Origin of the sequence: Aeromonas australiensis (assembly GCF_000819725.1) — a bacterium.
Taxonomy (GTDB): Bacteria; Pseudomonadota; Gammaproteobacteria; order Enterobacterales; family Aeromonadaceae; genus Aeromonas; species Aeromonas australiensis.
Map to the genome: position 1 here is coordinate 22322 of NZ_CDDH01000106.1, position 23543 is coordinate 45864.

Annotated in this window: 38 protein-coding genes and 1 pseudogene; 34 read left to right on the forward strand and 5 right to left on the reverse strand. The window is 55.3% G+C overall.

Annotation, left to right across the window (positions count from 1 at the left end; all coding sequences use genetic code 11):
* Window positions 1–32: 32 nt before the first annotated feature.
* Complete coding sequence (locus BN1117_RS17225) at window positions 33–761, reverse strand: ComF family protein (RefSeq protein WP_040099400.1); 729 nt, start codon at window positions 759–761, stop codon at window positions 33–35.
* 38 nt (window positions 762–799) lie between these two features.
* On the opposite strand from BN1117_RS17225, the gene bioH reads away from it, so the two are divergent.
* From bioH to BN1117_RS17245, 4 genes are all read left to right on the forward strand, one after another.
* Entirely contained in the window at window positions 800–1564 is a 765-nt protein-coding gene (bioH, locus tag BN1117_RS17230) for a pimeloyl-ACP methyl ester esterase BioH (protein ID WP_040099402.1), read from the forward strand.
* A gap of 71 nt (window positions 1565–1635) precedes the next feature.
* Window positions 1636–1869, forward strand: coding sequence for a flagellar basal body rod C-terminal domain-containing protein (locus tag BN1117_RS17235; protein ID WP_040099404.1), 234 nt, complete (start codon window positions 1636–1638; stop codon window positions 1867–1869).
* A 1-nt stretch (window position 1870) separates the two neighbouring features.
* Window positions 1871–2638, forward strand: a complete 768-nt coding sequence (locus BN1117_RS17240) for a putative metalloprotease CJM1_0395 family protein (protein WP_040099405.1) — start codon at window positions 1871–1873, stop codon at window positions 2636–2638.
* A 114-nt stretch (window positions 2639–2752) separates the two neighbouring features.
* Window positions 2753–3031 (forward strand): hypothetical protein, encoded by a 279-nt coding sequence (locus BN1117_RS17245; RefSeq protein WP_040099407.1) that lies wholly within the window; start codon window positions 2753–2755, stop codon window positions 3029–3031.
* Between the two features lie 70 nt (window positions 3032–3101).
* On the opposite strand, the gene BN1117_RS17250 is transcribed toward BN1117_RS17245, so the two are convergent.
* Together BN1117_RS17250 and greB are read right to left on the reverse strand one after the other, a co-directional pair.
* Entirely contained in the window at window positions 3102–5411 is a 2310-nt protein-coding gene (locus BN1117_RS17250; RefSeq protein WP_040099424.1) for a Tex family protein, read from the reverse strand.
* Between the two features lie 202 nt (window positions 5412–5613).
* Complete coding sequence (greB, locus tag BN1117_RS17255; RefSeq protein WP_040099409.1) at window positions 5614–6087, reverse strand: transcription elongation factor GreB; 474 nt, start codon at window positions 6085–6087, stop codon at window positions 5614–5616.
* 249 nt (window positions 6088–6336) lie between these two features.
* Here greB and ompR point away from each other — a divergent pair, with 249 nt between their 5' ends.
* Window positions 6337–7059 carry an osmolarity response regulator transcription factor OmpR gene (ompR, locus tag BN1117_RS17260; protein ID WP_040099411.1) on the forward strand — a complete coding sequence of 241 codons (723 nt, stop codon included), beginning with the start codon at window positions 6337–6339 and terminating at the stop codon, window positions 7057–7059.
* Window positions 7056–8366, forward strand: coding sequence for a two-component system sensor histidine kinase EnvZ (envZ, locus tag BN1117_RS17265; protein ID WP_040099413.1), 1311 nt, complete (start codon window positions 7056–7058; stop codon window positions 8364–8366). Before ompR ends, envZ begins: the two co-directional genes overlap by 4 nt.
* Window positions 8367–8403: 37 nt before the next feature.
* On the opposite strand, the gene BN1117_RS17270 is transcribed toward envZ, so the two are convergent.
* Window positions 8404–9318, reverse strand: coding sequence for a DMT family transporter (locus BN1117_RS17270; RefSeq protein ID WP_040099415.1), 915 nt, complete (start codon window positions 9316–9318; stop codon window positions 8404–8406).
* A 356-nt stretch (window positions 9319–9674) separates the two neighbouring features.
* On the opposite strand from BN1117_RS17270, the gene rpsJ reads away from it, so the two are divergent.
* From rpsJ to rplQ, 28 genes are all read left to right on the forward strand, one after another.
* The gene (gene rpsJ, locus BN1117_RS17275) at window positions 9675–9986 is read left to right on the forward strand and encodes a 30S ribosomal protein S10 (protein WP_005307944.1); all 312 of its coding nucleotides are present in this window, start codon (window positions 9675–9677) and stop codon (window positions 9984–9986) included.
* A 22-nt stretch (window positions 9987–10008) separates the two neighbouring features.
* On the forward strand, window positions 10009–10641 hold the full coding sequence (gene rplC / locus BN1117_RS17280) for a 50S ribosomal protein L3 (RefSeq protein WP_005340620.1): 633 nt from the start codon (window positions 10009–10011) through the stop codon (window positions 10639–10641).
* A gap of 17 nt (window positions 10642–10658) precedes the next feature.
* Window positions 10659–11264: a 50S ribosomal protein L4 gene (gene rplD, locus BN1117_RS17285; RefSeq protein ID WP_005340616.1), complete on the forward strand. Its 606-nt coding sequence runs from the start codon at window positions 10659–10661 to the stop codon at window positions 11262–11264.
* Entirely contained in the window at window positions 11261–11563 is a 303-nt protein-coding gene (gene rplW, locus BN1117_RS17290) for a 50S ribosomal protein L23 (protein ID WP_005307955.1), read from the forward strand. The genes rplD and rplW overlap by 4 nt, the downstream gene beginning before the upstream one ends.
* 15 nt (window positions 11564–11578) lie before the next feature.
* Window positions 11579–12400: a 50S ribosomal protein L2 gene (gene rplB, locus BN1117_RS17295; RefSeq protein WP_005340614.1), complete on the forward strand. Its 822-nt coding sequence runs from the start codon at window positions 11579–11581 to the stop codon at window positions 12398–12400.
* A gap of 22 nt (window positions 12401–12422) precedes the next feature.
* On the forward strand, window positions 12423–12701 hold the full coding sequence (gene rpsS / locus BN1117_RS17300) for a 30S ribosomal protein S19 (protein ID WP_005307960.1): 279 nt from the start codon (window positions 12423–12425) through the stop codon (window positions 12699–12701).
* Window positions 12702–12711: 10 nt separating this feature from the next.
* On the forward strand, window positions 12712–13056 hold the full coding sequence (rplV, locus tag BN1117_RS17305) for a 50S ribosomal protein L22 (RefSeq protein WP_005319741.1): 345 nt from the start codon (window positions 12712–12714) through the stop codon (window positions 13054–13056).
* Window positions 13057–13059: 3 nt separating this feature from the next.
* Window positions 13060–13773 carry a 30S ribosomal protein S3 gene (gene rpsC, locus BN1117_RS17310; RefSeq protein ID WP_005307962.1) on the forward strand — a complete coding sequence of 238 codons (714 nt, stop codon included), beginning with the start codon at window positions 13060–13062 and terminating at the stop codon, window positions 13771–13773.
* 13 nt (window positions 13774–13786) lie between these two features.
* Window positions 13787–14200 (forward strand): 50S ribosomal protein L16, encoded by a 414-nt coding sequence (rplP, locus tag BN1117_RS17315; RefSeq protein ID WP_005340612.1) that lies wholly within the window; start codon window positions 13787–13789, stop codon window positions 14198–14200.
* Entirely contained in the window at window positions 14200–14391 is a 192-nt protein-coding gene (rpmC, locus tag BN1117_RS17320) for a 50S ribosomal protein L29 (RefSeq protein WP_005307965.1), read from the forward strand. Before rplP ends, rpmC begins: the two co-directional genes overlap by 1 nt.
* Window positions 14391–14639 carry a 30S ribosomal protein S17 gene (gene rpsQ, locus BN1117_RS17325; protein ID WP_033138836.1) on the forward strand — a complete coding sequence of 83 codons (249 nt, stop codon included), beginning with the start codon at window positions 14391–14393 and terminating at the stop codon, window positions 14637–14639. The genes rpmC and rpsQ overlap by 1 nt, the downstream gene beginning before the upstream one ends.
* A 147-nt stretch (window positions 14640–14786) precedes the next feature.
* Window positions 14787–15155: a 50S ribosomal protein L14 gene (gene rplN, locus BN1117_RS17330; RefSeq protein ID WP_005307975.1), complete on the forward strand. Its 369-nt coding sequence runs from the start codon at window positions 14787–14789 to the stop codon at window positions 15153–15155.
* An 11-nt stretch (window positions 15156–15166) separates the two neighbouring features.
* The gene (gene rplX, locus BN1117_RS17335; protein WP_005307977.1) at window positions 15167–15484 is read left to right on the forward strand and encodes a 50S ribosomal protein L24; all 318 of its coding nucleotides are present in this window, start codon (window positions 15167–15169) and stop codon (window positions 15482–15484) included.
* A gap of 13 nt (window positions 15485–15497) precedes the next feature.
* The gene (gene rplE / locus BN1117_RS17340; protein WP_040099417.1) at window positions 15498–16037 is read left to right on the forward strand and encodes a 50S ribosomal protein L5; all 540 of its coding nucleotides are present in this window, start codon (window positions 15498–15500) and stop codon (window positions 16035–16037) included.
* Window positions 16038–16047: 10 nt separating this feature from the next.
* The gene (gene rpsN, locus BN1117_RS17345; RefSeq protein WP_005340609.1) at window positions 16048–16353 is read left to right on the forward strand and encodes a 30S ribosomal protein S14; all 306 of its coding nucleotides are present in this window, start codon (window positions 16048–16050) and stop codon (window positions 16351–16353) included.
* Between the two features lie 20 nt (window positions 16354–16373).
* On the forward strand, window positions 16374–16766 hold the full coding sequence (gene rpsH / locus BN1117_RS17350) for a 30S ribosomal protein S8 (RefSeq protein WP_033115584.1): 393 nt from the start codon (window positions 16374–16376) through the stop codon (window positions 16764–16766).
* Window positions 16767–16779: 13 nt separating this feature from the next.
* On the forward strand, window positions 16780–17313 hold the full coding sequence (rplF, locus tag BN1117_RS17355; protein ID WP_040099420.1) for a 50S ribosomal protein L6: 534 nt from the start codon (window positions 16780–16782) through the stop codon (window positions 17311–17313).
* 9 nt (window positions 17314–17322) lie between these two features.
* Window positions 17323–17676, forward strand: coding sequence for a 50S ribosomal protein L18 (gene rplR, locus BN1117_RS17360; RefSeq protein ID WP_011704317.1), 354 nt, complete (start codon window positions 17323–17325; stop codon window positions 17674–17676).
* A gap of 14 nt (window positions 17677–17690) precedes the next feature.
* Window positions 17691–18191: a 30S ribosomal protein S5 gene (gene rpsE, locus BN1117_RS17365; RefSeq protein ID WP_005342686.1), complete on the forward strand. Its 501-nt coding sequence runs from the start codon at window positions 17691–17693 to the stop codon at window positions 18189–18191.
* 6 nt (window positions 18192–18197) lie between these two features.
* Window positions 18198–18377, forward strand: a complete 180-nt coding sequence (gene rpmD, locus BN1117_RS17370) for a 50S ribosomal protein L30 (protein ID WP_005307985.1) — start codon at window positions 18198–18200, stop codon at window positions 18375–18377.
* Window positions 18378–18379: 2 nt separating this feature from the next.
* Window positions 18380–18817 carry a 50S ribosomal protein L15 gene (rplO, locus tag BN1117_RS17375; protein ID WP_025325390.1) on the forward strand — a complete coding sequence of 146 codons (438 nt, stop codon included), beginning with the start codon at window positions 18380–18382 and terminating at the stop codon, window positions 18815–18817.
* A gap of 8 nt (window positions 18818–18825) precedes the next feature.
* The gene (gene secY / locus BN1117_RS17380; protein WP_005340602.1) at window positions 18826–20154 is read left to right on the forward strand and encodes a preprotein translocase subunit SecY; all 1329 of its coding nucleotides are present in this window, start codon (window positions 18826–18828) and stop codon (window positions 20152–20154) included.
* 27 nt (window positions 20155–20181) lie between these two features.
* Window positions 20182–20295: a 50S ribosomal protein L36 gene (rpmJ, locus tag BN1117_RS19225; protein ID WP_005319705.1), complete on the forward strand. Its 114-nt coding sequence runs from the start codon at window positions 20182–20184 to the stop codon at window positions 20293–20295.
* A gap of 139 nt (window positions 20296–20434) precedes the next feature.
* Window positions 20435–20791: a 30S ribosomal protein S13 gene (gene rpsM / locus BN1117_RS17385; RefSeq protein ID WP_005307991.1), complete on the forward strand. Its 357-nt coding sequence runs from the start codon at window positions 20435–20437 to the stop codon at window positions 20789–20791.
* Window positions 20792–20805: 14 nt separating this feature from the next.
* On the forward strand, window positions 20806–21195 hold the full coding sequence (gene rpsK / locus BN1117_RS17390) for a 30S ribosomal protein S11 (RefSeq protein WP_005307993.1): 390 nt from the start codon (window positions 20806–20808) through the stop codon (window positions 21193–21195).
* A 39-nt stretch (window positions 21196–21234) separates the two neighbouring features.
* Entirely contained in the window at window positions 21235–21855 is a 621-nt protein-coding gene (rpsD, locus tag BN1117_RS17395) for a 30S ribosomal protein S4 (protein WP_005340600.1), read from the forward strand.
* A gap of 25 nt (window positions 21856–21880) precedes the next feature.
* On the forward strand, window positions 21881–22870 hold the full coding sequence (locus BN1117_RS17400; RefSeq protein WP_005307997.1) for a DNA-directed RNA polymerase subunit alpha: 990 nt from the start codon (window positions 21881–21883) through the stop codon (window positions 22868–22870).
* Window positions 22871–22913: 43 nt separating this feature from the next.
* Complete coding sequence (rplQ, locus tag BN1117_RS17405) at window positions 22914–23297, forward strand: 50S ribosomal protein L17 (protein WP_005307999.1); 384 nt, start codon at window positions 22914–22916, stop codon at window positions 23295–23297.
* Window positions 23298–23463: 166 nt separating this feature from the next.
* On the opposite strand, the pseudogene BN1117_RS19560 reads toward rplQ, so the two are convergent.
* Window positions 23464–23543, reverse strand: a pseudogene (locus BN1117_RS19560) (gamma carbonic anhydrase family protein); the annotation flags it as partial.

The following is a 23543-nucleotide window of genomic DNA, read 5'->3' on the forward strand; positions in this document are numbered from 1 at the left end:
CGGTTATTAATGCTTGGGTAGCATGCCGATGGCTACTTGAGGTGCTTGAGAGTACGGCAGATGGCCCAGACCTCCACCTTTGTGACTCCGCTCTCGTGTAGCAGTCGGCTCAGCTGACCGGCGGTGGCGCCTGTGGTCACGACGTCATCGAGCAGGGCGACATGATTGTATTGGTGGGGGCGGATCCGGAATGCTCCGCGCAGATTTCGCCGTCGCTGGCCTGCACTCAGTGCGGTCTGCTGCGGTGTCGCTTTGAACCGTCGCAACAAGTTGCTATCACAGGGGAGCCCGGTCAGTTGGCCCAACTCCTTACCAATCTCTTCAGCCTGATTGAAGCCGCGCCGCCACTGTCGCCACCAGTGCAGGGGGACCGGAATAATGGCCTCTGGCGGATCGCTATTATCTAAGTGGTCGGCCAGCAGACTCGCCAGCAATGGTGCCAGCAAGATCTGGCCGGAATATTTGAGCCGGGGTATCAGCATGGGGTAGGGGGCCTGATAGTCGCCGATCACCTGTAATCGCTCCCAGGGAGGGGGCCTGCGCTGGCAGCGGCCACAGAGCATCACTCTCTCAGCAATATAGGTCGTCAAGGGCGCAGCGCAGAGATGACATCTTGGCTGTGACTGATGCAACGCCTGCCGACACCAGCTGCAGAGCAGGGGGGAGTTGTCACAAGGCTGATGACAGAGGAGGCAACTGCCTTGCCAGTCGCTGTGGCTGCCGAGCAGCGGGCTTGCTTTAGCGAGCAGTCGCTTTAACATGCTGACCCCAAGAACATAAACAGGGATCTTGAGTCTAGATGAGCATATCGGTAGCGCAGTGTGGCCAGGGGCCCGATTTGGTGCTGTTGCACGGATGGGGGATGAATGGAGCGGTCTGGCATGGCATTGCCCAGCAATTAGCGTCCCACTATCGGGTTCATCTGGTGGACTTGCCTGGCTTTGGCAACAGCCCGCTGGCTGACGAGGTGGATTACAGCCTGTCCTGGCTTGCCGAGCAGGTGGCCGCCATCTTGCCGCAGAAATGCCATCTGCTTGGCTGGTCGCTCGGCGGTTTGGTGGCAAGCCAGCTGGCGCTGACGCATCCAGATCGGTTGCACTCCCTCGTCACCGTAGCCAGCTCCCCCTGTTTTATGGCCCGCGATGAGTGGCCGGGGATCGCACCCAAGGTGCTGACCGGCTTCAACCAGATGTTGGCAGGGGATTTTCACCAGACCATAGAGCGCTTTCTGGCGATCCAGGCAATGGGTAGTGAACATGCCCGTGACGATATTCGCCAGTTGCGTCACTGGCTGGCCGAGCGTCCTGCCCCCCAATTTGCCGCGCTTGAGGCCGGCTTGACGCTGTTGGCAGAGATTGACCAGCGCGAACTATTGTGCGGGCTGGCTCTGCCCTGGTTACGGATCTATGGACGATTGGATTCATTGGTACCCAAAGCGACCATTCCTCTGCTGGATGCTCTCTACCCTGCCAGCCGCAGTGTGACCCTCAATAAGGCCTCACACGCACCTTTTATCTCCCACCCTGACGAATTCATTGAAATCGTTCGAGATTTTGCTGGCTAAAAAATAGCCTGCAAGCTTCAATAATCCTCTGGTCTGGCGGATAATTAAGCTGTGACCAGAGGAGTAACATCATGCGTATTGATTCTGCTTTCAATAGCGGGGTACAGGGATTTCAGCGAGCTGAGCAGATGGCCGACAAGGCATCCAATCAGATTGCCCGCCTCAACACCCCCAGCGGGGATCAGGTGCAAGTGACCGATGAGCTTGTCAATCTCAAGGTGGCCGAGCAGCAGGCTGGTGCTTCCGCCAAGGTAGTGCAGACCGCCAGCGATATGATGGGAACCCTGATCAATATCAGGGTGTGAGATGAACATCAATGTCACTCTGCCCCCCCTTATTCCGACACAGCTGCAACCCCAGGTGGAAGCGGCCAGGACGGATAATCGCCGGGCAGAGCTGATCCCGCAAGCTCGAGCGGGCCAAGCCTCCGTTGCCGAATCCGAAGTCGGCTCCCAGAAAGAGAAATCCAAAGCCGCTCAGGCCTCCAGCAATCAGCCCTCCCAGAACAGCCGTGAAACCGGGCAATCTGCGCCGACGACACAGCCAGATAGTCGCTTTGTCGAGGCGACCGGTGAAGAGGGCCAGCGCAAACAGCAAGATCCGAAACAGCAGGAGCAGCAACGTCGTCAGGAGCAGCTGGTTAAGGAGCTGGCTGAGCGGGATCAGGAGGTCCGAACCCACGAGCAGGCTCATCAGATGGTGGGAGGCGAGTATGCCAGCTCGCCCACCTATCAGTTTACGTTGGGGCCGGATGGCAAGCGCTATGCTACGGGGGGCGAAGTTCAGATAGATACCAGTGAAGTGCCCGGTGATCCCGCAGCAACCATTAGCAAAATGCAGCAGGTCCGTGCTGCGGCACTGGCGCCTGCCGAGCCCTCCGCGCAGGATCTGGCCGTCGCCCGCAGTGCTGCCGCGAGTGAAGCCAGGGCACGTAAAGATTTGCTGGCCGAGCAGGCCGCTGATTCTGGCGGTGTGCTAAGTGCCTATATGGATAAGCGTAACAGTGTCATTGCGGGTTATTATCAGCAGGTTGCCAAATCGACTTCAAATGGTGCCCTTGACCTGCGTGTCTGAATTCATCATTCATCTCATTGCACGTTACATATCATCTTGCCAAACTTTCAGCTGCTTTACCTGTTTTACAGCTAATCTGAAGATCTGGTTTATTCCAATTACACAGGAGCTGTCATGCATTTCGATGAGGTAAAAGCGGAAGATTTTACTACCTTCTCCAGAGTGCCCCCTCCCCATCTGCAGATGGAGCAATTTCTGATGCAGCTTGCGGGTGGTGGTACCGAAGGTACCCATTTCAAGAAGAAGGTGATGCTGGCTGCTGGCTGGAGTCACACCGGTGTCGTCTCTTACGGCAAATATCCGCAAGAGGCCTGCAAGGCATTCAACCGACTGCGGGAGGTGCTGGCCCAGCATGGAGAGCCCGAGAGCATTCTTGCTGCCCTGACGCAGTAATCCTGAGCTTCGCGTGTAAAAAAGCCCCTTGCGGGGCTTTTTGCGTTTAGAGGCGTTCTGGAGGGGGTCGTTATTTTTTCGCTTTGGAGAGCGCTGCGGCGAAGGCGTTGCCCATGGCACCACCCATAGGGGGGCTTTGCCGCGGCTCATTTCTTGGCTTGGGGTTGCCGGCACTGCTGTTGCGCGCTTCGGCCGGCTTGCGGGCAGCTTGCCCCGCTTTTTCGTCGAGGCGCATGGTGAGGCTGATCCGCTTGCGCGGGGCGTCCACTTCCAGCACCTTGACCCGCACTATATCGCCCGCCTTGACCACCTCGCGGGGATCCTTGACGAAACGGTCGGTCAGGGAGGATATATGCACCAGGCCATCCTGATGAACGCCGATATCGACGAAGGCGCCGAAGTTTGTGACGTTGGTGACTACCCCTTCCAGTACCATCTCAGGCACCAGGTCGCTGATCTGCTCCACCCCTTCCTTGAAGGTCGCGGTTTTGAACTCGGGGCGCGGGTCGCGGCCCGGCTTGTCCAACTCGCCGATGATGTCGGTGACGGTAGGTACGCCGAATTGCTCATCGGTGTAATCGGCCGGTTTCAGGCTGCGCAGCAGGCTGCTGTTGCCGAGCAGGCTCTCCACGGTCTGTTCCAGCCTGGCAAGGATCCGCTCCACCACCGGATAGGACTCCGGGTGCACCGCCGAGCTGTCGAGGGGATTGCTGCCGCCGCGAATGCGCAGGAAGCCGGCGCACTGTTCGAATGCTTTTGGGCCGAGTCGGCTCACTTTCAGCAACTGCTGACGGCTCTTGAATGCGCCGTGCTCATCCCGGTAGGCGACGATGTTCTGGGCCAGCGTCTGGGAGAGACCGGAAACCCGATTGAGCAGGGCGACCGAGGCGGTGTTCACATCCACCCCGACCGCGTTCACGCAATCCTCGACCACGGCATCCAGCCGGCGGGCCAGCTGGCTTTGGCCAACATCGTGCTGATACTGGCCCACCCCGATGCTCTTGGGGTCGATTTTGACCAACTCGGCCAACGGGTCTTGCAGGCGGCGGGCGATGGAGACGGCGCCACGGATCGAGACGTCGAGATCCGGGAACTCTTGGGAGGCGAGCTCGGAGGCGGAGTAGACAGAGGCCCCTGCCTCGCTCACCACTATCTTCTGCGCCTTGGCGGCGGGGTAGCGTTCGAACAGGTCGCTCACCAGCCGGTCGGTCTCCCGCGAAGCGGTGCCGTTGCCAATACTGATGAGCTCGACCTTGTGTTTCTGGCACAGCTCGCTCAGGGTCTTGAGGCTCTGATCAATCTGGCGTTTTGGTTCGAACGGATAGATGGTGGCGTGATCGACCAGCTTGCCGGTGGCATCCACCACGGCAACCTTGACCCCGGTGCGGATGCCCGGATCCAGCCCCATGGTGCAGCGCATGCCCGCCGGAGCCGCCATCAGCAGATCCTTGAGGTTCATGGCGAACACCTTGATCGCCTCCTCCTCTGCCGACTCGCGAATACGGCCGATCAGCTCTGTCTCCATCTGAAGCGACAACTTGATCTTCCAGGTCCAGCTCACCACCCCTTGCAGCCATTTGTCGGCCGGGCGGCTGTGCAGATTGAGCTTGAGGTGGTGGGCAATGATCCCTTCGCAGGGGCTGGCACTTTCGTCGTCACCGGTGACCAGCGCCAGATTGAGGATCCCCTCATTGCGGCCGCGCAACATGGCCAGCACCCGGTGGGAGGGGGCCTTGTGCAGTGGTTCGTCGTGTTCGAAATAGTCCTTGAACTTGGCCCCTTCCTGCTCCTTGCCAGCCACCACGCGAGCGCGCAGGGTGGCATTCTGCCACAGGTAGTCGCGCAACTTCTCCAGCAGGTCGGCTTGCTCGGCGAAGCGCTCCATCAGGATATAGCGGGCGCCGTCGAGGGCCGCCTTGCTGTCGGCAATGCCTTGTTCGGGATTGAGGAAGGCGGCCGCAGCTTGCTCAGGATCCTGCATCGGGTCGCTGAGCAACAGGTTGGCCAGCGGCTCCAACCCGGCTTCGATCGCCATCTGCCCCTTGGTTCGGCGCTTGGGCTTGTAGGGGAGGTAGAGATCTTCCAGCCGGGTCTTGCTGTCGGCGCCATTCAATTCGCGCATCAGCTCGGGGGTCAGCTTGCCCTGCTCTTCGATGGAGCGAATGATCACCTGACGGCGATCTTCCAGTTCACGCAGATAGCCGAGGCGGCTCTCCAGGGTACGCAGTTGGCTGTCGTCCAGACCGCCGGTCACCTCTTTACGGTAACGGGCGATAAAGGGCACGGTTGAGCCTTCATCCAGCAGGCGCACTGCGGCCTGCACCTGCTCGGGACGAGCATTGAGCTCACCGGCAATCTGTCTCTCTATGGTTTGCATCATGATGTTGTTGAGGGCCTCTGTGGTCGAGTCCGCGCCATCAGGCGCCAAGTGTGAGCACTATATGGGGTCGTGTTGCGGGATGCCACCCTGCGCCGGGGTCTGCGCCCGTCAGACTGATAAAGTCGCAGGGGAGGGCGTTTATCTTGCCATTGCACCTGTTACTCAGGTTGTAGCTGTGGCAAGCAGCTCGCCAGCAGTCCGGCTATTTGGGGTAGCTGATCTCGTTGATATACCAGCAGACGTCACCAACAGGGGTACGGACGATAGCTTCATCTCCGACCTCTTTCTTGAGCAGGGCGCGGGCCATGGGGGAGTCGATGGAGATGTAATCCTTGCGCTCGAATATTTCGTCATAACCGACGATGCGAAAGCGCTTGGTCTCGCCCTCTTCGTTTTCCACCTCGACCCAGGCGCCGAAGAAGACCCTGCCCTCCTGCGCGGGGGCATAGTCGACGATACCCAGCTCTTCGAGACATTTGCGCAGGTAGCGTACCCGCCGGTCGATCTCCCGCAGCCGTTTCTTGTTGTACTGGTAGTCGGCATTTTCGCTGCGATCCCCCAGGCTGGCGGCCCATGCTACCTTCCTGGTGACCTCGGGGCGCTCCTGACGCCAGAGGAGATCGAGCTCTTCTTTCAGCTTGTTGTAGCCTTCGCGGGTGATCAGCTTTGTCTTCATGGTAATGCGGGCCTGGTCAAAGAGGGTTATTCATTACTAAGTGCTCGGGAATATTAGCCTTTGTCCTCTTGCTGTCGAGAGAAATTGCGCCAGCTTGGCAGGGGCCACTCAGGATGTGGCTGGCCAGTGCCCTGACTTGATGGCTGTCACGCTCTCGGCATGGGTAATAACCGGTAACATATTTGTGCTTTGCTCCCGCTATCTCCCCCCCTAGTATTGGGGGCAGCTAAAGCATGAAGAGGCAAATCAATGAGTCAGCAGCAATACAAGGTCCTGGTCGTGGACGATGACCTGAAATTACGTTCCCTGTTGGAGCGCTATCTCACCGAGCAGGGATTCGTAGTGCGCGGCGTGGCCAATGGGGAACAGGCCGACCGCTTGCTGGCTCGTGAAAACTTCAGTCTGATGGTGCTCGACCTGATGTTGCCGGGGGAGGATGGGCTCTCCATCTGCCGCCGTCTGCGGGAAGCGGGCAACCAGATCCCGGTGCTGATGCTCACCGCCAAGGGGGACGAAGTGGATCGCATCGTCGGGCTCGAGATGGGGGCCGATGACTATCTGCCCAAGCCGTTCAATCCCCGCGAACTGCTGGCGCGGATCCGTGCCGTGTTGCGCCGCCATACCGTCGAGTTGCCGGGGGCACCTTCTGCTGCAGAGAAGGTGGTCAACTTCGGTGCTTTTCAGCTCAATCTGGCTACTCGTGAACTGAGTCGGGATGGCGAGCCGATGGCGCTCACCAGTGGTGAATTTGCGGTGCTCAAGGTGCTGGTCAGCCATCCGCGCGAACCCCTCTCCCGCGACAAACTGATGAATCTGGCTCGTGGTCGTGAATACACCGCCACCGAGCGCAGCATCGACGTGCAGGTTTCCCGCTTGCGCCGCCTGCTGGAGCAGGATCCGGCCCAGCCCCGCTATCTGCAGACCGTTTGGGGTCTGGGCTATGTTTTTGTGCCAGATGGTGATGGTGCATGAAAAAGGTCGGCAGCATGTTTTCACGCATGCTCTGGTTTCTGGCCGCCGTCCTGGTGGTCTATCAAGCGGTCTCCTACGTCACTTTCTACAACTATTTGTTAGCGCCAACGGTCAAGCAAATCAGCCACTTATTGGCCAATCAGGTCAAGCTGATCGTTCCGGCCAATAGCGAACAGCTGGCGCTGAGTGAAGATGCTGAAGCGCTGGTTTATGTGACAACCGGCACCGATATCTATACCCAGAGCGAGGCGGTGCAGCATGGTTTCAACGATGCCAAGCCGTACCCCTATCTGGAGGAGAACATCAGCCGTGAACTGGGCGGCCCGGCCAAGGTGCGGGTCGAGATCCAGGATCACTACATCATCTGGATCCAGCCGCCGCAGACCAGCAAAATCTGGGTGCGGATCCCGCTGACCGAGATTGAAGATGACGATATCGAACCCCTCATCCTCTATCTGAGCGTGCTGCTGGTGATCACCCTGTTTGCGGCCTGGCGTTTTGCTCGCCAGCTGGTACGTCCGCTCGAAGATCTCGAAGCGGGAGCGGTCGCAGTGGCGCGTGGCAATTTTCCTGATGCACTGGGGGAGCAGGGATCGCGTGAAGTACGCCGGTTGACCCGTACCTTCAACCATATGTCCCACTCCATCAAGCGCCTGATTGAAGAGCGAAACCTGATGATGGCGGGGGTCTCCCACGATCTGCGCACCCCGCTGACCCGCATCCGGCTGGCCACCGAGATGATGTCCTCCGGTGACGAGTACCTCAAGGAGAGCATCAACGCCGACATCGATGAGTCCAATGCCATCATCGATCAGTTCATCGACTACATCCGCCCGGATGAGGGACAGGATCTGGAGCCGATCGACCTGACTCAGCTGGTGCACGATACTTTGCTGATTTACTCGGAGCAGGGGCTGGAGGTTGATCTGGCGCTGCCGCAAGAGGCAGTGCGGGTAGCCTGCAATCCGGTCAGTATCCGGCGGGTGCTTAACAACCTCTCAAGCAACTCGCAGCGTTATGGGGCCAGCAGATTGCATGCCGAATTGAAGGATGATGGACACTGGGTGCGTCTGCGCCTCTCTGATGATGGCCCCGGGATCCCCGAGCAGGACTATGTCCGGGTACTCAAGCCATTCACCCAGGGAAATATTGCCCGTACCGTTGGCGGCAGTGGTCTGGGGTTGGCCATTGTGGCCAAGATAGTCGCCCAGCACCACGGCACTATCCGGCTGGGGAGTTCGGATCTTGGCGGCCTGCTGGTCGAGATGCGGCTGCCGAAACATCAGCCACAGGAGTGGATGGATTGAGAGAGGGGCGTATCGGTGGATGCGCCCTTCTGCATGGTCAGCTCTCGGTCTCGACTGATGTGCGGTAGCGTTTGCCGTACTTGAGCTGCTGGATCAGCAGGGCGGCAACGATAAGCGCCAACCCGATGGGAGTGGCAGGATGTATGGCTTCGCCGATCAACAGGTTGAGCAGCACCAGTGAGGCAAACGGCGAGATGAAGATGAGGTTGCTGATGGGGGCTGTGTTGGTGGCATGGCGCAGCGCCATCAGCCAGAGCACGAAGCCGAACCCCATCTCGAACAGCCCCACATAGATGGCCCCCACCCAGCCTTGCCAGGCAGTCATGGCAAAATCGGAGAGCAACCAGGTCGCCACGACGATGAAGGGCAGACTAATGATAAAGCCGAGCAACAGACTGACGATGGGATCGCCCTGATTGCGGGTGTTGAGGATCCAGTAGCTGGCCCAGATGAGGGTCGAGACCAGCGCCAGCACCACCCCGAGGGGGCTGTCGAACTGCAGGCCAAATACATCTCCTCTGGTGGCGATCACCAGCGCACCAAAGTAGCCGAGCACGATGGCGACGCCATCGCGCCGACGCAGCTTCTGGCCGAGGAAGGGGACGGCCAGCAGACTGAGAGTGATAGCCCAGGTGTAGTTGAGGGTCTGTGCCTGCTGGGCAGGCAGCAGGTCATATGCCTTGAACAGCAACAGGTAATAGAGAAAAGGGTTCAGCACGCCCAGAGTCAGGTAGTAGAAAGGGCGGGCCTTGATATAGCTGCCCAGCAGCGGCAGTTTGCCCTGTTTGGCGACGACGGCTGTCAGCGTGAGAGTCGAGGTGAAGGCGGCCACAAGCAACAGTTGCACAGGTTCGAAATAGGCGAGGGAGATCTTGAAGGCTGTGGCGACCGTCGACCAGAGGGCAACGGCGCAAAGGCCATACTGATAGGCTTTCTTTTGATCTTTGAGCATGGGATGTCGTTCCACTGACAGAGGCAAGCGCACAGTCTACCAGTCCGCTTGTAACATTGTCGTTACCTGGACGTTTGCTGCAGAGCACGTTGCCGCAGGCGAGATCCATCTGTCACATAAAACTGCGCATAATCTGTTCGCTCTCCCTTGCGCAAATTTGAAAAATCCGTATAATCCCCTCCGCTTACCCATGAGGTAAGCCAGACGATATGTCTGCTGCTGAGTTTCCTGTTGACAGGAGCCAGCCATACAGTCCTCCCGATATGGGAGGAAACGTGAAAAATCACACCTCTGGCGGGAGAGATCTCGGTCGGGCGGTGTTGATTTATGTTCTTTTATCTATTGGAGCTCTGTCAATGCAGAACCAAAGAATCCGTATCCGCCTGAAGGCTTTTGATCATCGCCTGATTGATCAATCCACTGCGGAAATCGTTGAAACTGCTAAGCGCACTGGCGCGCAGGTTCGCGGTCCTATTCCGCTGCCGACTCGCAAAGAGCGCTTCACCGTCCTGATCTCCCCGCACGTCAACAAAGATGCGCGTGATCAGTACGAGATCCGCACTCACAAGCGTCTGGTAGACATCGTTGAGCCGACTGACAAGACCGTAGACGCCCTGATGCGTCTGGATCTGGCAGCTGGTGTAGACGTCCAGATCAGCCTGGGTTAATTACGGAAAGAGGTTGATAACAATGACAATCGGTCTTGTAGGTCGCAAAGTGGGTATGACTCGCATCTTCACTGAAGATGGCGTTTCTATCCCGGTGACTGTTATCGAAGTTGAAGCTAACCGTGTAACTCAGGTCAAATCTGTAGAAACCGACGGCTACAACGCTATTCAGGTTACCACTGGCGCCAAGAAAGCCAGCCGTGTAACCAAGCCGGAAGCTGGCCACTTTGCCAAAGCTGGTGTTGAAGCCGGTCGCGGTCTGTGGGAATTCCGCCTGAACAACGGTGAAACTTTCACTGTTGGTAGCGAGCTGAAAGTAGATCTTCTCGCTGACGTTAAGCTGGTAGACGTTACCGGCACATCCAAAGGTAAGGGCTTTGCTGGTACTGTTAAGCGCCACAACTTCCGCACCCAGGATATGACCCACGGTAACTCCTTGTCTCACCGCGTTCCGGGTTCTATCGGTCAGAACCAGACTCCGGGTCGTGTATTCAAGGGCAAAAAGATGGCTGGTCACATGGGTGCTGAGCGTGTAACGACTCAGAACCTGGAACTGGTTCGTGTTGACGCTGAACGCAACCTGCTGCTCATCAAAGGTGCAGTACCGGGTGCAACCAACGGCAACGTGATCGTCAAACCTGCCGTCAAAGCGTAACGTCTGAGGAGATAGTAATGGAATTGGTAATGAAAGACGCCAAGAGCGCTCTTGAAGTTTCCGAGACTACCTTCGGGCGCGAATTCAACGAAGCTCTGGTTCACCAGGTCGTCGTTGCATATGCCGCTGGTGCCCGTCAGGGTACTCGTGCGCAGCTGACTCGCTCTGAAGTGTCTGGTGGCGGCAAAAAGCCGTGGCGTCAGAAGGGTACTGGTCGTGCCCGTGCTGGCTCCATCCGTTCGCCCATCTGGCGTTCCGGTGGTGTGACTTTTGCTGCTAAGCCGCAAGATCACAGCCAGAAAGTAAACAAGAAGATGTACCGCGGCGCTATCCGTAGCATTCTGTCCGAGCTGGTACGTCAAGAGCGCCTGATCGTTGTTGAGAAGTTCGGCATCGAAGCTCCGAAGACCAAAGAACTGATCGCCAAGCTGAAAGAAATGGAACTGACTGACGTTCTGATCGTGACTGCTGAAGTCGATGAGAACCTGTTCCTGGCTGCTCGCAACCTGTACAAAGTTGACGTGCGTGACGTTGCCGGTATCGACCCGGTCAGCCTGATCGCTTTCGACAAGGTTCTGATGACTGCTGACGCAGTTAAGCAAATCGAGGAGATGCTGGCATGATCCGTGAAGAGCGTCTGCTGAAAGTTCTGAAGGCTCCGCACATCTCTGAAAAGAGCACCATGGTTGCAGAAAAGCAGAACACTATCGTGTTCAAAGTTGCTGTTGATGCCACCAAGGCGGAAGTCAAAGCTGCAGTTGCGAAACTGTTCGAGGTCGAAGTTGAGACCGTCCGTACCCTGAACATGAAGGGTAAGACCAAGCGCGCAGGTGCACGCGTAGGCCGTCGTTCCGATTGGAAAAAGGCTTATGTGACCCTGAAAGCTGGTCAGGACATCGACTTCATGGGCGCAGCCGAGTAAGAGGAGTTCTCAAAAATGGCAATCGTTAAGTGCAAGCCTACTTCTCCGGGCCGCCGCCACGTCGTCAAGATCGTCAATCAAGAGCTGTACAAGGGCAAGCCCTTCGCCGCTCTGCTGGACAGCAAAAGCAAGTCCGGTGGTCGTAACAACAACGGCCGTATCACTACCCGTCATATCGGTGGTGGTCACAAGCAGCACTACCGTATCGTCGACTTCAAGCGCGACAAAGACGGTATCCCGGCTAAAGTAGAGCGCCTGGAATACGATCCGAACCGTACCGCTAACATCGCTCTGGTGTTGTATGCAGACGGTGAGCGTCGTTACATCCTGGCTCCGAAAGGCCTGAAAGCTGGTGACGCGATCGCTTCTGGTGCTGATGCAGCCATCAAGGTAGGTAACGCCCTGCCGATGCGCAACATCCCGGTTGGTTCTACCGTTCACGCTGTAGAGATGAAGCCTGGTAAAGGTGCCCAGCTGGCTCGTTCCGCTGGTACTTTCATCCAGATCCTGGCTCGTGAAGGTAACTATGTAACTCTGCGTCTGCGTTCCGGCGAAGTACGTAAAGTTCTGGCCGAGTGCCGCGCTACCATCGGTGAAGTCGGTAACTCCGAGCACATGTTGCGTCAACTGGGTAAAGCCGGTGCAAACCGCTGGCGTGGTATTCGTCCAACCGTTCGCGGTATGGCGATGAACCCGGTTGATCACCCGCACGGTGGTGGTGAGGGTCGTAACAAGGGCATGCAGCCTGTGTCCCCATGGGGCCAGAAGGCTAAAGGCTTCAAGACCCGTAAGAACAAGCGTACCGACAAGTACATCGTACGTCGTCGTAACAAGTAATTGTTAACATAGAGGAATCACCATGCCACGTTCTCTCAAGAAGGGTCCATTTATCGACCTGCACTTGCTGAAGAAGGTAGAGAAAGCGGTGGAAAGCGGGGATAAAAAGCCGGTTAAAACCTGGTCCCGTCGTTCAATGATCATCCCGAACATGATCGGTTTGACCATCGCTGTCCATAATGGTCGTCAGCACGTTCCGGTTTTCGTTACCGAAGAAATGATCGGTCACAAACTGGGTGAATTCGCACCGACTCGTACTTATCGCGGCCATGCTGCTGATAAGAAGGCTAAGAAGCGCTAAGGGATAAATGATGGAAGCTATCGCTAAACACCGTTATGCCCGTACTTCTGCCCAGAAAGCTCGTCTGGTAGCCGATCAAGTACGTGGTCTGTCCGTAGACAAGGCTCTGAATATCCTGACCTTCAGCCCGAAAAAGGCTGCAGTGCTGGTTAAGAAAGTGCTGGAATCTGCCATTGCAAACGCTGAGCACAACGAAGGCGCCGATATCGACGCGCTGCGTGTTGCTACTATCATGGTCGACGAAGGTCCCTCCATGAAGCGCATCCGTCCGCGTGCCAAAGGTCGTGCGGATCGTATCCTCAAGCGTACCGCTCACATCACTGTAGTGGTATCCGACGCTAAGGCTGGGAGATAAGCAATGGGTCAGAAAGTACATCCTAATGGCATTCGCCTGGGTATTACCAAGCCTTGGAATTCTACCTGGTTCGCGAACACCAAAGACTTCGCTGACAACCTGTACAGCGATTTTCAAGTACGCCAGTTCCTGACCAAGGAACTGAAAAACGCGTCCTTGTCCAAGATCACCATTGAGCGTCCGGCCAAGAGCATCCGTGTGACCATTCACACCGCTCGTCCGGGTGTTGTAATCGGTAAGAAAGGCGAAGACGTTGAGAAGCTGCGCAAAGCTGTAGCCACTATTGCTGGCGTGCCTGCTCAGATCAACATTTCCGAAGTCCGCAAGCCGGAGCTGGATGGCAAACTGGTTGCCGACAGCATCACTTCCCAGCTGGAGCGTCGTGTAATGTTCCGTCGTGCTATGAAGCGCGCCGTACAGAACGCAATGCGCCTGGGTGCCAAGGGCATCAAAGTGGAAGTTTCCGGTCGTCTGGGCGGCGCTGAAATCGCGCGTACCGAATGGTACCGTGAAGGTCGTGTGCCGTTGCACACCCTGCGTGCCGACATCGACTACGCAACTTCTGAAGCCCACACCACTTACGGTGTGATCGGCGTTAAAGTTTGGATCTTCAAGGGCGAAGTTCTGGGCGGTCTGGCTGCTGTTAACGCTGCCGCTGCTCAAGAGCAAGCTCCTGCAAAGCCCAAGCGTGACAACAAGCGCCGTGCTGCTAAGTAAGGAGATTCGGTAAATGTTGCAACCTAAGCGTACTAAATTCCGCAAGACCCATAAGGGTCGTAACCGCGGTCTGGCCACCTCTGGTAACGAAGTATCCTTCGGTACCTTTGGCCTGAAGGCGACATCCCGTGGTCAGCTGACTGCTCGTCAAATCGAAGCAGCCCGTCGTGCCATGACCCGTCACGTTAAGCGTCAGGGTAAGATCTGGATCCGTGTGTTCCCGGACAAGCCGATTACCGAAAAGCCCCTCGAAGTTCGTATGGGTAAAGGTAAGGGTAACGTGGAATACTGGGTTTGCCCGATCCAGCCTGGCAAGGTTCTGTACGAGATGGACGGTGTACCTGAGGCTCTGGCGCGTGAAGCGTTTGCCCTGGCCGCAGCTAAGCTGTCTGTTCAGACCACTTTCGTAATTAAGACGGTGATGTGATGAAAGCCCAAGATCTGCGTCAAAAGAGCGTCGAAGAACTGAACCAGGAGCTGCTGGGCCTGCTGCGTGAGCAATTCAACATGCGCATGCAAGCGTCCACCGGCCAGCTGGCTCAGACTCACACTCTGAAACAAGTGCGTCGTGACGTCGCACGTATCAAGACTGTACTGACTGAGAAGGCAGGTGCGTAATGACTGACAAGATCCGTACTCTGCAAGGTCGTGTAATCAGCGACAAGATGGACAAGTCCATCACTGTTGCTATCGAGCGCAAGGTAAAGCACCCGATCTACGGTAAGATCATCAAGCGCACTACCAAGCTGCACGTACATGACGAGACCAACGAGTGTAAAGCAGGTGACCTCGTGGAAATCCGCGAATGCCGCCCGCTGTCCAAGACCAAGTCCTGGACCCTGGTTGCGATCTTAGAAAAGGCCTAATCGGTACTTTTTAGTCCAAACGGCCCCTTTCTGGGGCCGTTTGTTTTTTAGGCTACCTTTTCTAAAAATCCTGTGTTATAGTTTCGCGCCTTTTGAAGGCAGCCAGATCCCATTAGGGATAAGAAGTAAACAAAGCGGAGCACTAAGATGATCCAGATGCAAAGTATGCTGGGTGTTGCCGACAACTCCGGCGCTCGCAGTGTAATGTGTATTAAGGTTCTGGGTGGCTCGCACCGCCGTTACGCCGGCATCGGCGACATCATCAAGGTTTCCATCAAGGAAGCCATTCCTCGCGGTAAAGTGAAGAAAGGTGATGTGTATAACGCGGTGGTCGTACGCACCCGTAAAGGCGTTCGTCGTCCGGACGGCTCTGTCATCCGTTTCGACAACAATGCGGCTGTGTTGCTTAACAACAACCAACAGCCAATCGGTACTCGTATTTTTGGCCCGGTGACCCGTGAACTGCGTAATGAGAAGTTCATGAAGATTGTGTCCCTGGCACCCGAAGTACTGTAAGGAGTCGAACGATGGCAGCTAAAATCCGTCGCGAAGACGAAGTGATTGTTCTTACCGGCAAAGACAAGGGCAAGCGTGGCAAAGTCACTCAAGTCCTGATTGCAAAAGGTAAGGTAATCGTGGAAGGCATCAACCAGGTGAAGAAGCACCAGAAGCCGGTACCCGCACTGGGTCAGGCTGGCGGTATCGTCACCAAAGAAGCCCCCATCGATGTATCTAACGTAGCGCTGTTCAACTCTGCCACTGGCAAAGCTGACCGCGTTGGTTTCCGGATTGAAGACGGCAAGAAAGTCCGTTTCTTCAAATCCACCGGCGAACTTGTGAAGTAATTGGAGTTTAACGATGGCGAAACTGCATGATTACTACAAATCCGATGTAGTAAATGAACTGTCCAAGCAGTTCGGTTACAAGACTATCATGCAAGTCCCTCGGATCGAGAAAATCACCCTGAACATGGGTGTTGGTGAAGCGATCTCTGACAAGAAGTTGCTGGAAAATGCTGTTGCCGATATGGCAGCCATTTCCGGTCAGAAGCCGCTGGTCACCAAAGCTCGCAAATCTGTTGCGGGCTTCAAGATTCGTGAAGGCTACCCGATAGGTTGTAAAGTAACCCTGCGTGGCGAGCGTATGTGGGAGTTCCTGGAACGGCTGATCTGCATCTCCGTACCGCGTATCCGTGACTTCCGTGGCCTGAACGCTAAAGCGTTTGATGGTCGTGGTAACTACTCCATGGGCGTGCGTGAGCAGATCATCTTCCCGGAAATCGACTATGACAAAGTCGATCGCGTCCGTGGTCTGGATATCACCATCACCACTTCCGCGAATACCGATGAAGAAGGCCGTGCTCTGCTGGCTGCCTTTAACTTCCCATTCCGCAAGTAAGGTTAGGGTTATGGCTAAAACATCCATGAAAGCGCGCGAAGCAAAGCGTGCCAAGCTGGTAGCCAAGTACGCGACCAAGCGTGCCGAGCTGAAAGCTATCATCGTTGACATGAACGCTTCTGAAGAAGCGCGTTGGGATGCTGTTCTGCAACTGCAACAGCTGCCCCGTGATTCCAGTCCGTCCCGCCAGCGTAACCGTTGCAACATTACTGGTCGTCCGCACGGTTTCCTGCGCAAGTTTGGCCTGTCTCGCATCAAGGTGCGTGAGCATGCCATGAAGGGCGAAATTCCGGGCCTCAAAAAGGCCTCTTGGTAAAGAATCTCGGGAGTTAGACTATGAGCATGCAAGATCCGATCGCGGATATGCTGACCCGCATCCGTAACGGTCAGGCGGCGAGCAAAGTTGCGGTTTCCATGCCTTCTTCCAAGCTGAAAGTGGCGATTGCCAAAGTGCTGAAAGAAGAAGGTTACATCGCTGGCTACACCGTAGCTGGTGACGTGAAGCCGGAGCTGGAAATTGAACTGAAATATTTCCAGGGCAAGCCGGTTGTAGAACTGATCCAACGCGTGAGCCGTCCCGGCCTGCGTATTTACAAGCGCACTACTGATCTGCCGAAAGTTATGGGCGGTCTCGGTGTTGCTATCGTGTCCACGTCTAAAGGTGTGATGACTGACCGTGCTGCTCGCAAAGCAAGCATGGGCGGTGAGATCATCTGCTACGTCGCTTAATAGGAGGTAGGAAATGTCTCGTGTTGCTAAGGCACCCGTCACTATTCCTGCTGGCGTAGAGGTGACTCTGAACGGCCAGGAACTGTCCATCAAAGGTGGTAAAGGTTCTCTGGTTCGCTCTATTCACGCCGGTGTAGAAGTGACCAAAGAAGACAATGTACTGAAGTTCGCCCCGCGCGCTGGCATCAATGGTGCTGACGCTCAGGCCGGTACTGCCCGTGCATTGGTCAACAACATGGTAATCGGTGTTACCCAAGGCTTCGAGCGCAAGCTGCAGCTGGTTGGTGTAGGTTATAAAGCCTCCATCAAGGGCAATGCTGTTGCGCTGGCTCTGGGCTTCTCTCACCCGGTAGAGCATGCGCTGCCGGCTGGTGTGACCGCTGAGTGCCCGACTGCTACAGAAATCGTTCTGCGTGGCGTCGACAAGCAGCTGGTTGGCCAAGTCGCCGCCGATATCCGTGCTTACCGCGCTCCGGAGCCCTACAAGGGCAAGGGTGTACGCTATGCCAACGAGCAAGTGCGTACTAAAGAAGCTAAGAAGAAGTAAGGTAACACTATGGACAAGAAAGCAGCTCGTCTCCGTCGTGCTACTCGTGCTCGGAAAAAGATGCAGGAACTGGGAGCTACCCGTCTGGTTGTTCACCGTACCCCGCGTCATATCTATGCGCAGGTTATTGCAGCCAACGGTTCCGAAGTTCTGGCCTCTGCTTCCACAGTAGAGAAAGCCATCAGTGAAGCTATCAAATACACCGGTAACGCAGATGCTGCTACCGCTGTAGGTAAAGCTATCGCTGAGCGTGCTATTGCCAAAGGCGTTCAGAACGTATCTTTCGATCGTTCCGGTTTCAAGTATCACGGTCGCATCGCTGCCCTGGCAGCTGCCGCACGTGACGCTGGTCTTCAGTTCTAAGCTAGGAGTCGAAGATGGCTAAAGTCGAATCTCAAGCCGGCGAACTGCAAGAAAAGCTCATTGCAGTAAACCGTGTTTCGAAAACTGTTAAAGGTGGTCGTATCATGTCCTTCACCGCGTTGACCGTGGTGGGTGATGGTAACGGCCGTGTAGGTTACGGTTACGGTAAAGCCCGTGAAGTTCCGGCTGCTATTCAAAAAGCAATGGAACAGGCTAAGCGTAACCTGAACAAAGTTGAGCTGAACAACGGCACCCTGCACCACCCGGTGAAAGGTGTTCACTCTGGCTCTACCGTGTTCATGAAGCCGGCCTCCCAAGGTACTGGTATCATCGCAGGCGGCGCTATGCGTGCCGTTCTGGAAGTTGCTGGTATCCACAACGTGCTGGCTAAGACCTACGGTTCCACCAACCCAATCAACGTTGTTCGCGCAACTGTAGACGCTCTGGTTCACGGTCAATCACCGGAACAGATCGCTGCTAAGCGTGGTCTGCGCGTTGAAGAAATTCTGGGGTAATGCGACATGGCTAACACTGTAAAAGTAACTCAAACTCGCAGCTCTATCGGCCGTCTGCCAAAGCACAAGGCGACTCTGCGTGGTCTGGGTCTGCGTCGCATTGGTCACACCGTTGAGCTGGAGGATACTCCTTGCGTACGCGGCATGATCAACCAGGTTTATTACATGGTTAAGGTGGAGGGCTAAGCATGCGTCTGAATACTCTGTCTCCGGCCGCTGGTTCCAAGCGCGTTAAGCACCGTCCGGGCCGTGGTATCGGTTCTGGTCTGGGCAAGACCGGTGGTCGTGGTGTTAAAGGTCAAACTTCTCGTTCCGGTGGCGGCAAGGTTCGCAACGGTTTCGAGGGCGGCCAGATGCCTTTGAAAATCCGTCTGCCTAAGTTCGGTTTCTTCTCTCGCAAATCTTTGGTTTCTGCCGAAGTACGCCTGAACGAAATCGCTCTGGTAGAAGGTGATGTGGTCGATCTGAGCACTCTGAAGCAAGCCGGTGTTGTTACCAAAAACATCGTGTTCGCGAAAGTTGTTCTGTCTGGCAACATTGACCGTGCTGTGACCGTTCGTGGTCTGTCCGTCACCAAAGGTGCGCGTGCAGCCATCGAGGCCGCTGGCGGTAAAATCGAGGAATAATCAGTACAATGGCTAAGAAACCAGGATTGGATGTTAAAGCACAGGGTGGTCTGAGTGAACTGAAGAGCCGTCTGCTCTTCGTTCTCGGGGCGATTATCGTTTTCCGTGCAGGCTCTTATGTGCCGATTCCTGGTATTGACGCCGCCGTACTGGCCGAGTTGTTCCAGCAACAGAAGGGCACCATCATTGAGATGTTCAACATGTTCAGTGGTGGTGCACTCTCGCGTGCTTCTATTCTTGCGTTGGGGATCATGCCGTACATTTCGGCGTCGATCATTATCCAGCTGCTGACAGTGGTTCACCCCGCTCTTGCTGAACTCAAGAAAGAAGGTGAATCCGGCCGTCGCAAGATTAGCCAATATACCCGTTGGGGCACGCTGGTTTTGGGAACTTTCCAGGCCATTGGTATTGCAACCGGTCTGCCGAATATGATGCATGGACTCGTGACTAATCCGGGTCTAGGCTTCTATTTCACAGCGGTTGTGAGTCTGGTCACCGGTACCATGTTTTTGATGTGGTTGGGTGAACAGATTACCGAGCGTGGGATTGGTAATGGTATCTCGCTGATTATTTTCACGGGTATCGTTGCTGGTCTGCCGCATGCCATTGGTGCTACGGCCGAACAGGCACGTCAAGGGGAATTGCACATCCTGCTGTTGTTGTTGCTGGGCTTGATTGTTTTCGCAGTGACTTACTTTGTGGTGTTCGTAGAGCGTGGTCAGCGTCGTATTGTCGTTAACTATGCCAAGCGTCAACAAGGCCGCCAGGTATTCGCCGCGCAAAGCACACATCTGCCGTTGAAAGTGAATATGGCCGGTGTGATTCCTGCGATTTTCGCATCCAGTATCATCCTTTTCCCTGGGACTATTACCTCTTGGTTTGGTCAGGGTGAGGGTAAAGTAGCTGATATCCTGCAGCAGGTCTCTATGGTCCTGCAGCCGGGTCAACCGCTTTACGAGATGCTGTATGCAGCAGCCATTATCTTCTTCTGCTTCTTCTATACCGCGCTGGTGTTCAACCCCCGCGAGACTGCAGATAATCTGAAGAAGAGTGGAGCCTTTATCCCGGGGATCCGCCCGGGCGAGCAGACAGCACGTTACATCGATAAGGTTATGACTCGCCTGACATTGGCAGGTGCGCTCTATATTACCTTTATCTGTCTGGTACCCCAGTTCTTGATGACTGCCTGGAACGTACAGTTCTACTTCGGTGGCACTTCGCTGCTGATTATCGTGGTAGTTATCATGGACTTCATGGCTCAGGTACAAACCCATATGATGTCTCATCAATATGGTGACGTCCTGAGGAAGGCCAACCTGAAGGGCTACGGCCGCTAAAGGTCGGCGTAGTTACGGAGTTAAGCAATGAAAGTTCGTGCTTCCGTTAAGGCAATCTGCCGTAACTGCAAAATCATCAAGCGTCACGGTGTGGTGCGGGTGATTTGCAGCGAGCCAAAGCATAAACAGCGCCAAGGCTAATTTTTTACGGTTAGTACTTGCAACAAATAGTTGTGCTGGCTAATATAGCCAGCCAACTTTTGTTGTGTATTGGTTGACCGCCACGTATCCGCTCACGGGCTTTGTGGTGGTCGTAATCTACTATATGTAGGAGTGAATAGTGGCCCGTATCGCTGGCATTAACATTCCTGACCATAAGCATGCAGTCATCGCTTTGACTGCTATTTATGGCGTCGGTCGTACCCGCTCCAAGGCCATCTGTGCCGCAGCCGGTATCGCTGAGAATGTGAAAATTAAAGACCTGGACGAAGCTCAGATCGAGAGTCTGCGTGAACAAGTAGGTAAATTCACCGTTGAAGGTGACCTGCGTCGTCAGATTTCCATGAACATCAAGCGATTGATGGATCTGGGTTGCTACCGTGGTTTGCGTCACCGTCGTAGCCTGCCTGTTCGTGGTCAACGTACCAAGACCAACGCTCGTACCCGTAAGGGTCCGCGCAAGGCTATCAAGAAGTAACGGGAAGGTAGAAAATGGCTAAAACTCCGACTCGTGCTCGCAAGCGCGTTAAAAAGCAAGTGAGCGACGGTATTGCGCACGTTCATGCATCTTTCAACAACACAATCGTGACCATTACTGACCGTCAGGGCAATGCTCTGTCTTGGGCTACTTCTGGTGGTTCCGGTTTCCGTGGTTCTCGTAAGTCCACCCCGTTCGCTGCTCAGGTAGCTGCCGAACGCGCTGGTGAGATGGCCAAAGAATATGGCGTCAAGAACCTGGAAGTCATGGTCAAAGGTCCGGGTCCCGGTCGTGAGTCTTCCATCCGCGCCCTGAACGCGGCTGGTTTCCGCATCACTAACATTACTGATGTGACTCCGATCCCGCACAACGGTTGTCGTCCTCCCAAGAAGCGCCGCGTATAACGCTGTAGCTACTTGGTCTAGGATTGTTGGAGAAAGAAGATGGCAAGATATATCGGTCCTAAGCTTAAGCTTAGCCGTCGTGAGGGCACCGACCTCTTCCTGAAGTCTGGTGTTCGTGCGATTGATTCTAAGTGCAAGATTGACACCGCCCCTGGTCAGCACGGTGCGCGTAAAGCGCGTCTGTCCGACTACGGTGTTCAGCTGCGCGAGAAACAAAAAGTTCGTCGTATCTACGGCGTATTGGAAAAACAGTTCCGCAACTACTACCGCGACGCTGCCCGTCAAAAGGGTAACACCGGTGAAAACCTGTTGCAGCTGCTGGAAGGTCGTTTGGACAACGTTGTTTACCGTATGGGCTTCGGCGCTACTCGTGCTGAATCTCGTCAGCTGGTGAGCCACAAGGCCATCATGGTAAACGGTCGCGTTGTGAACATTCCTTCTTTCCAGGTTTCCCCTGAGGACGTGATCTGCGTTCGTGAGAAGGCTAAGAAGCAAGCGCGTATCAAAGCTTCCCTGGAAGTTGCTGGTCAGCGTGAGAAGCCGACTTGGGTAGAGGTTGATGCCGCTAAAATGGAAGGTGCTTTCAAGCGTCTGCCAGAGCGTTCCGACCTGTCTGCCGACATTAACGAACAGCTGATCGTCGAGCTTTACTCCAAGTAAAGCTAGCTTCTAAAGAGAGGACACAATGCTGGGTTCTGTAACAGATTTTCTTAAACCGCGGCTAGTTGACATCGAGCAAGTTAGCCCGACTCATGCGAAAGTGACTCTTGAGCCACTCGAGCGTGGCTTTGGTCACACGCTGGGCAACGCCCTGCGTCGTATTTTGCTGTCATCTATGCCCGGTTGTGCAGTTACTGAAGTCGAAATTGACGGGGTACTGCATGAGTACAGCAGCAAAGAAGGTGTACAGGAAGACATTCTTGAAATCCTGCTCAACCTGAAAGGTATCGCTGTGAAGCTGGAAGGCAAGGACGAGGTAACTCTGTCCCTGACCAAGTCTGGAACAGGCCCCGTTACCGCTGGTGATATCACTCACGGTGATGAAGTCGAGATCGTAAACCCGGAGCACGTAATCTGCCACCTGACTGGTGCTAATGCTGAAATCAGCATGCGCCTGAAAGTTCAGCGCGGTCGTGGTTATGTGCCTGCTTCTGCTCGTGTTCACAACGATGATGAAGAGCGTCCTATCGGTCGCTTGCTGCTGGACTCCGCGTTCAGCCCCATCGTTCGTATTGCCTACAATGTTGAGGCAGCACGTGTGGAACAGCGTACCGACTTGGACAAGCTGGTCATCGACATGGAGACCAATGGTACCCTGGATCCTGAAGAAGCCATCCGTCGTTCCGCCACTATTCTGGCCGAGCAACTGGAAGCCTTCGTGGATCTGCGCGATGTCAGCGTGCCCGAGAAGAAAGAAGAGAAACCCGAGTTTGATCCGATTCTGCTACGTCCTGTCGATGATTTGGAGCTGACAGTTCGTTCTGCGAACTGTCTGAAGGCAGAAGCTATCCACTATATTGGTGATCTGGTACAGCGTACCGAAGTTGAGTTGCTTAAGACTCCTAACCTCGGTAAGAAGTCCCTGACTGAGATCAAGGACGTGTTGGCCTCCCGTGGTCTGTCTCTTGGCATGCGCCTTGAGAACTGGCCGCCCGCCAGCATCGCTGACGAGTAATCCAGATTACGGGTTTCACAGATTTAGTTAGAAGGATAAGGTCATGCGCCATCGTTTGAGTGGTCGTCAACTGAACCGGAACAGCAGCCATCGTCAGGCAATGTTCCGCAACATGGCCAGCTCCCTGGTTCGTCATGAGATCATCAAGACGACTCTGCCTAAGGCAAAAGAGCTGCGTCGTGTAGTTGAACCGCTGATCACCCTTGCCAAGACTGATAGCGTTGCTAATCGTCGCCTGGCATTTGCCCGTACTCGCGATAACGCGATCGTGGCTAAGCTGTTCAATGAACTGGGTCCGCGCTACCTGGAGCGCGCCGGCGGTTATACTCGCATTCTGAAATGCGGTTTCCGTGCTGGCGACAACGCCCCTATGGCTTACATTGAGCTGGTAGACCGCCCGGCCGCTGCTGAAGCAGCTGCTGAGTGATAAAGAAAAAGCCGGGCTTGTCCCGGCTTTTCTTTTAATCAATTCTGATACTGCCTCAACTGCCTCAACTGCCTCAACTCATTATTCAACTTCTTCTATATAGGAAGTACAGAGTTGTTCCTGGACCGGGCGATAATGGTGAATTGTCTGCTCATTTCATTCGAACATCGCCGGCCAGCTCGATATCTCCCACCAATGTTGCGCAGGGGTCTACATACACCCGTTCGCCCAGTTGCGGGCATTTTC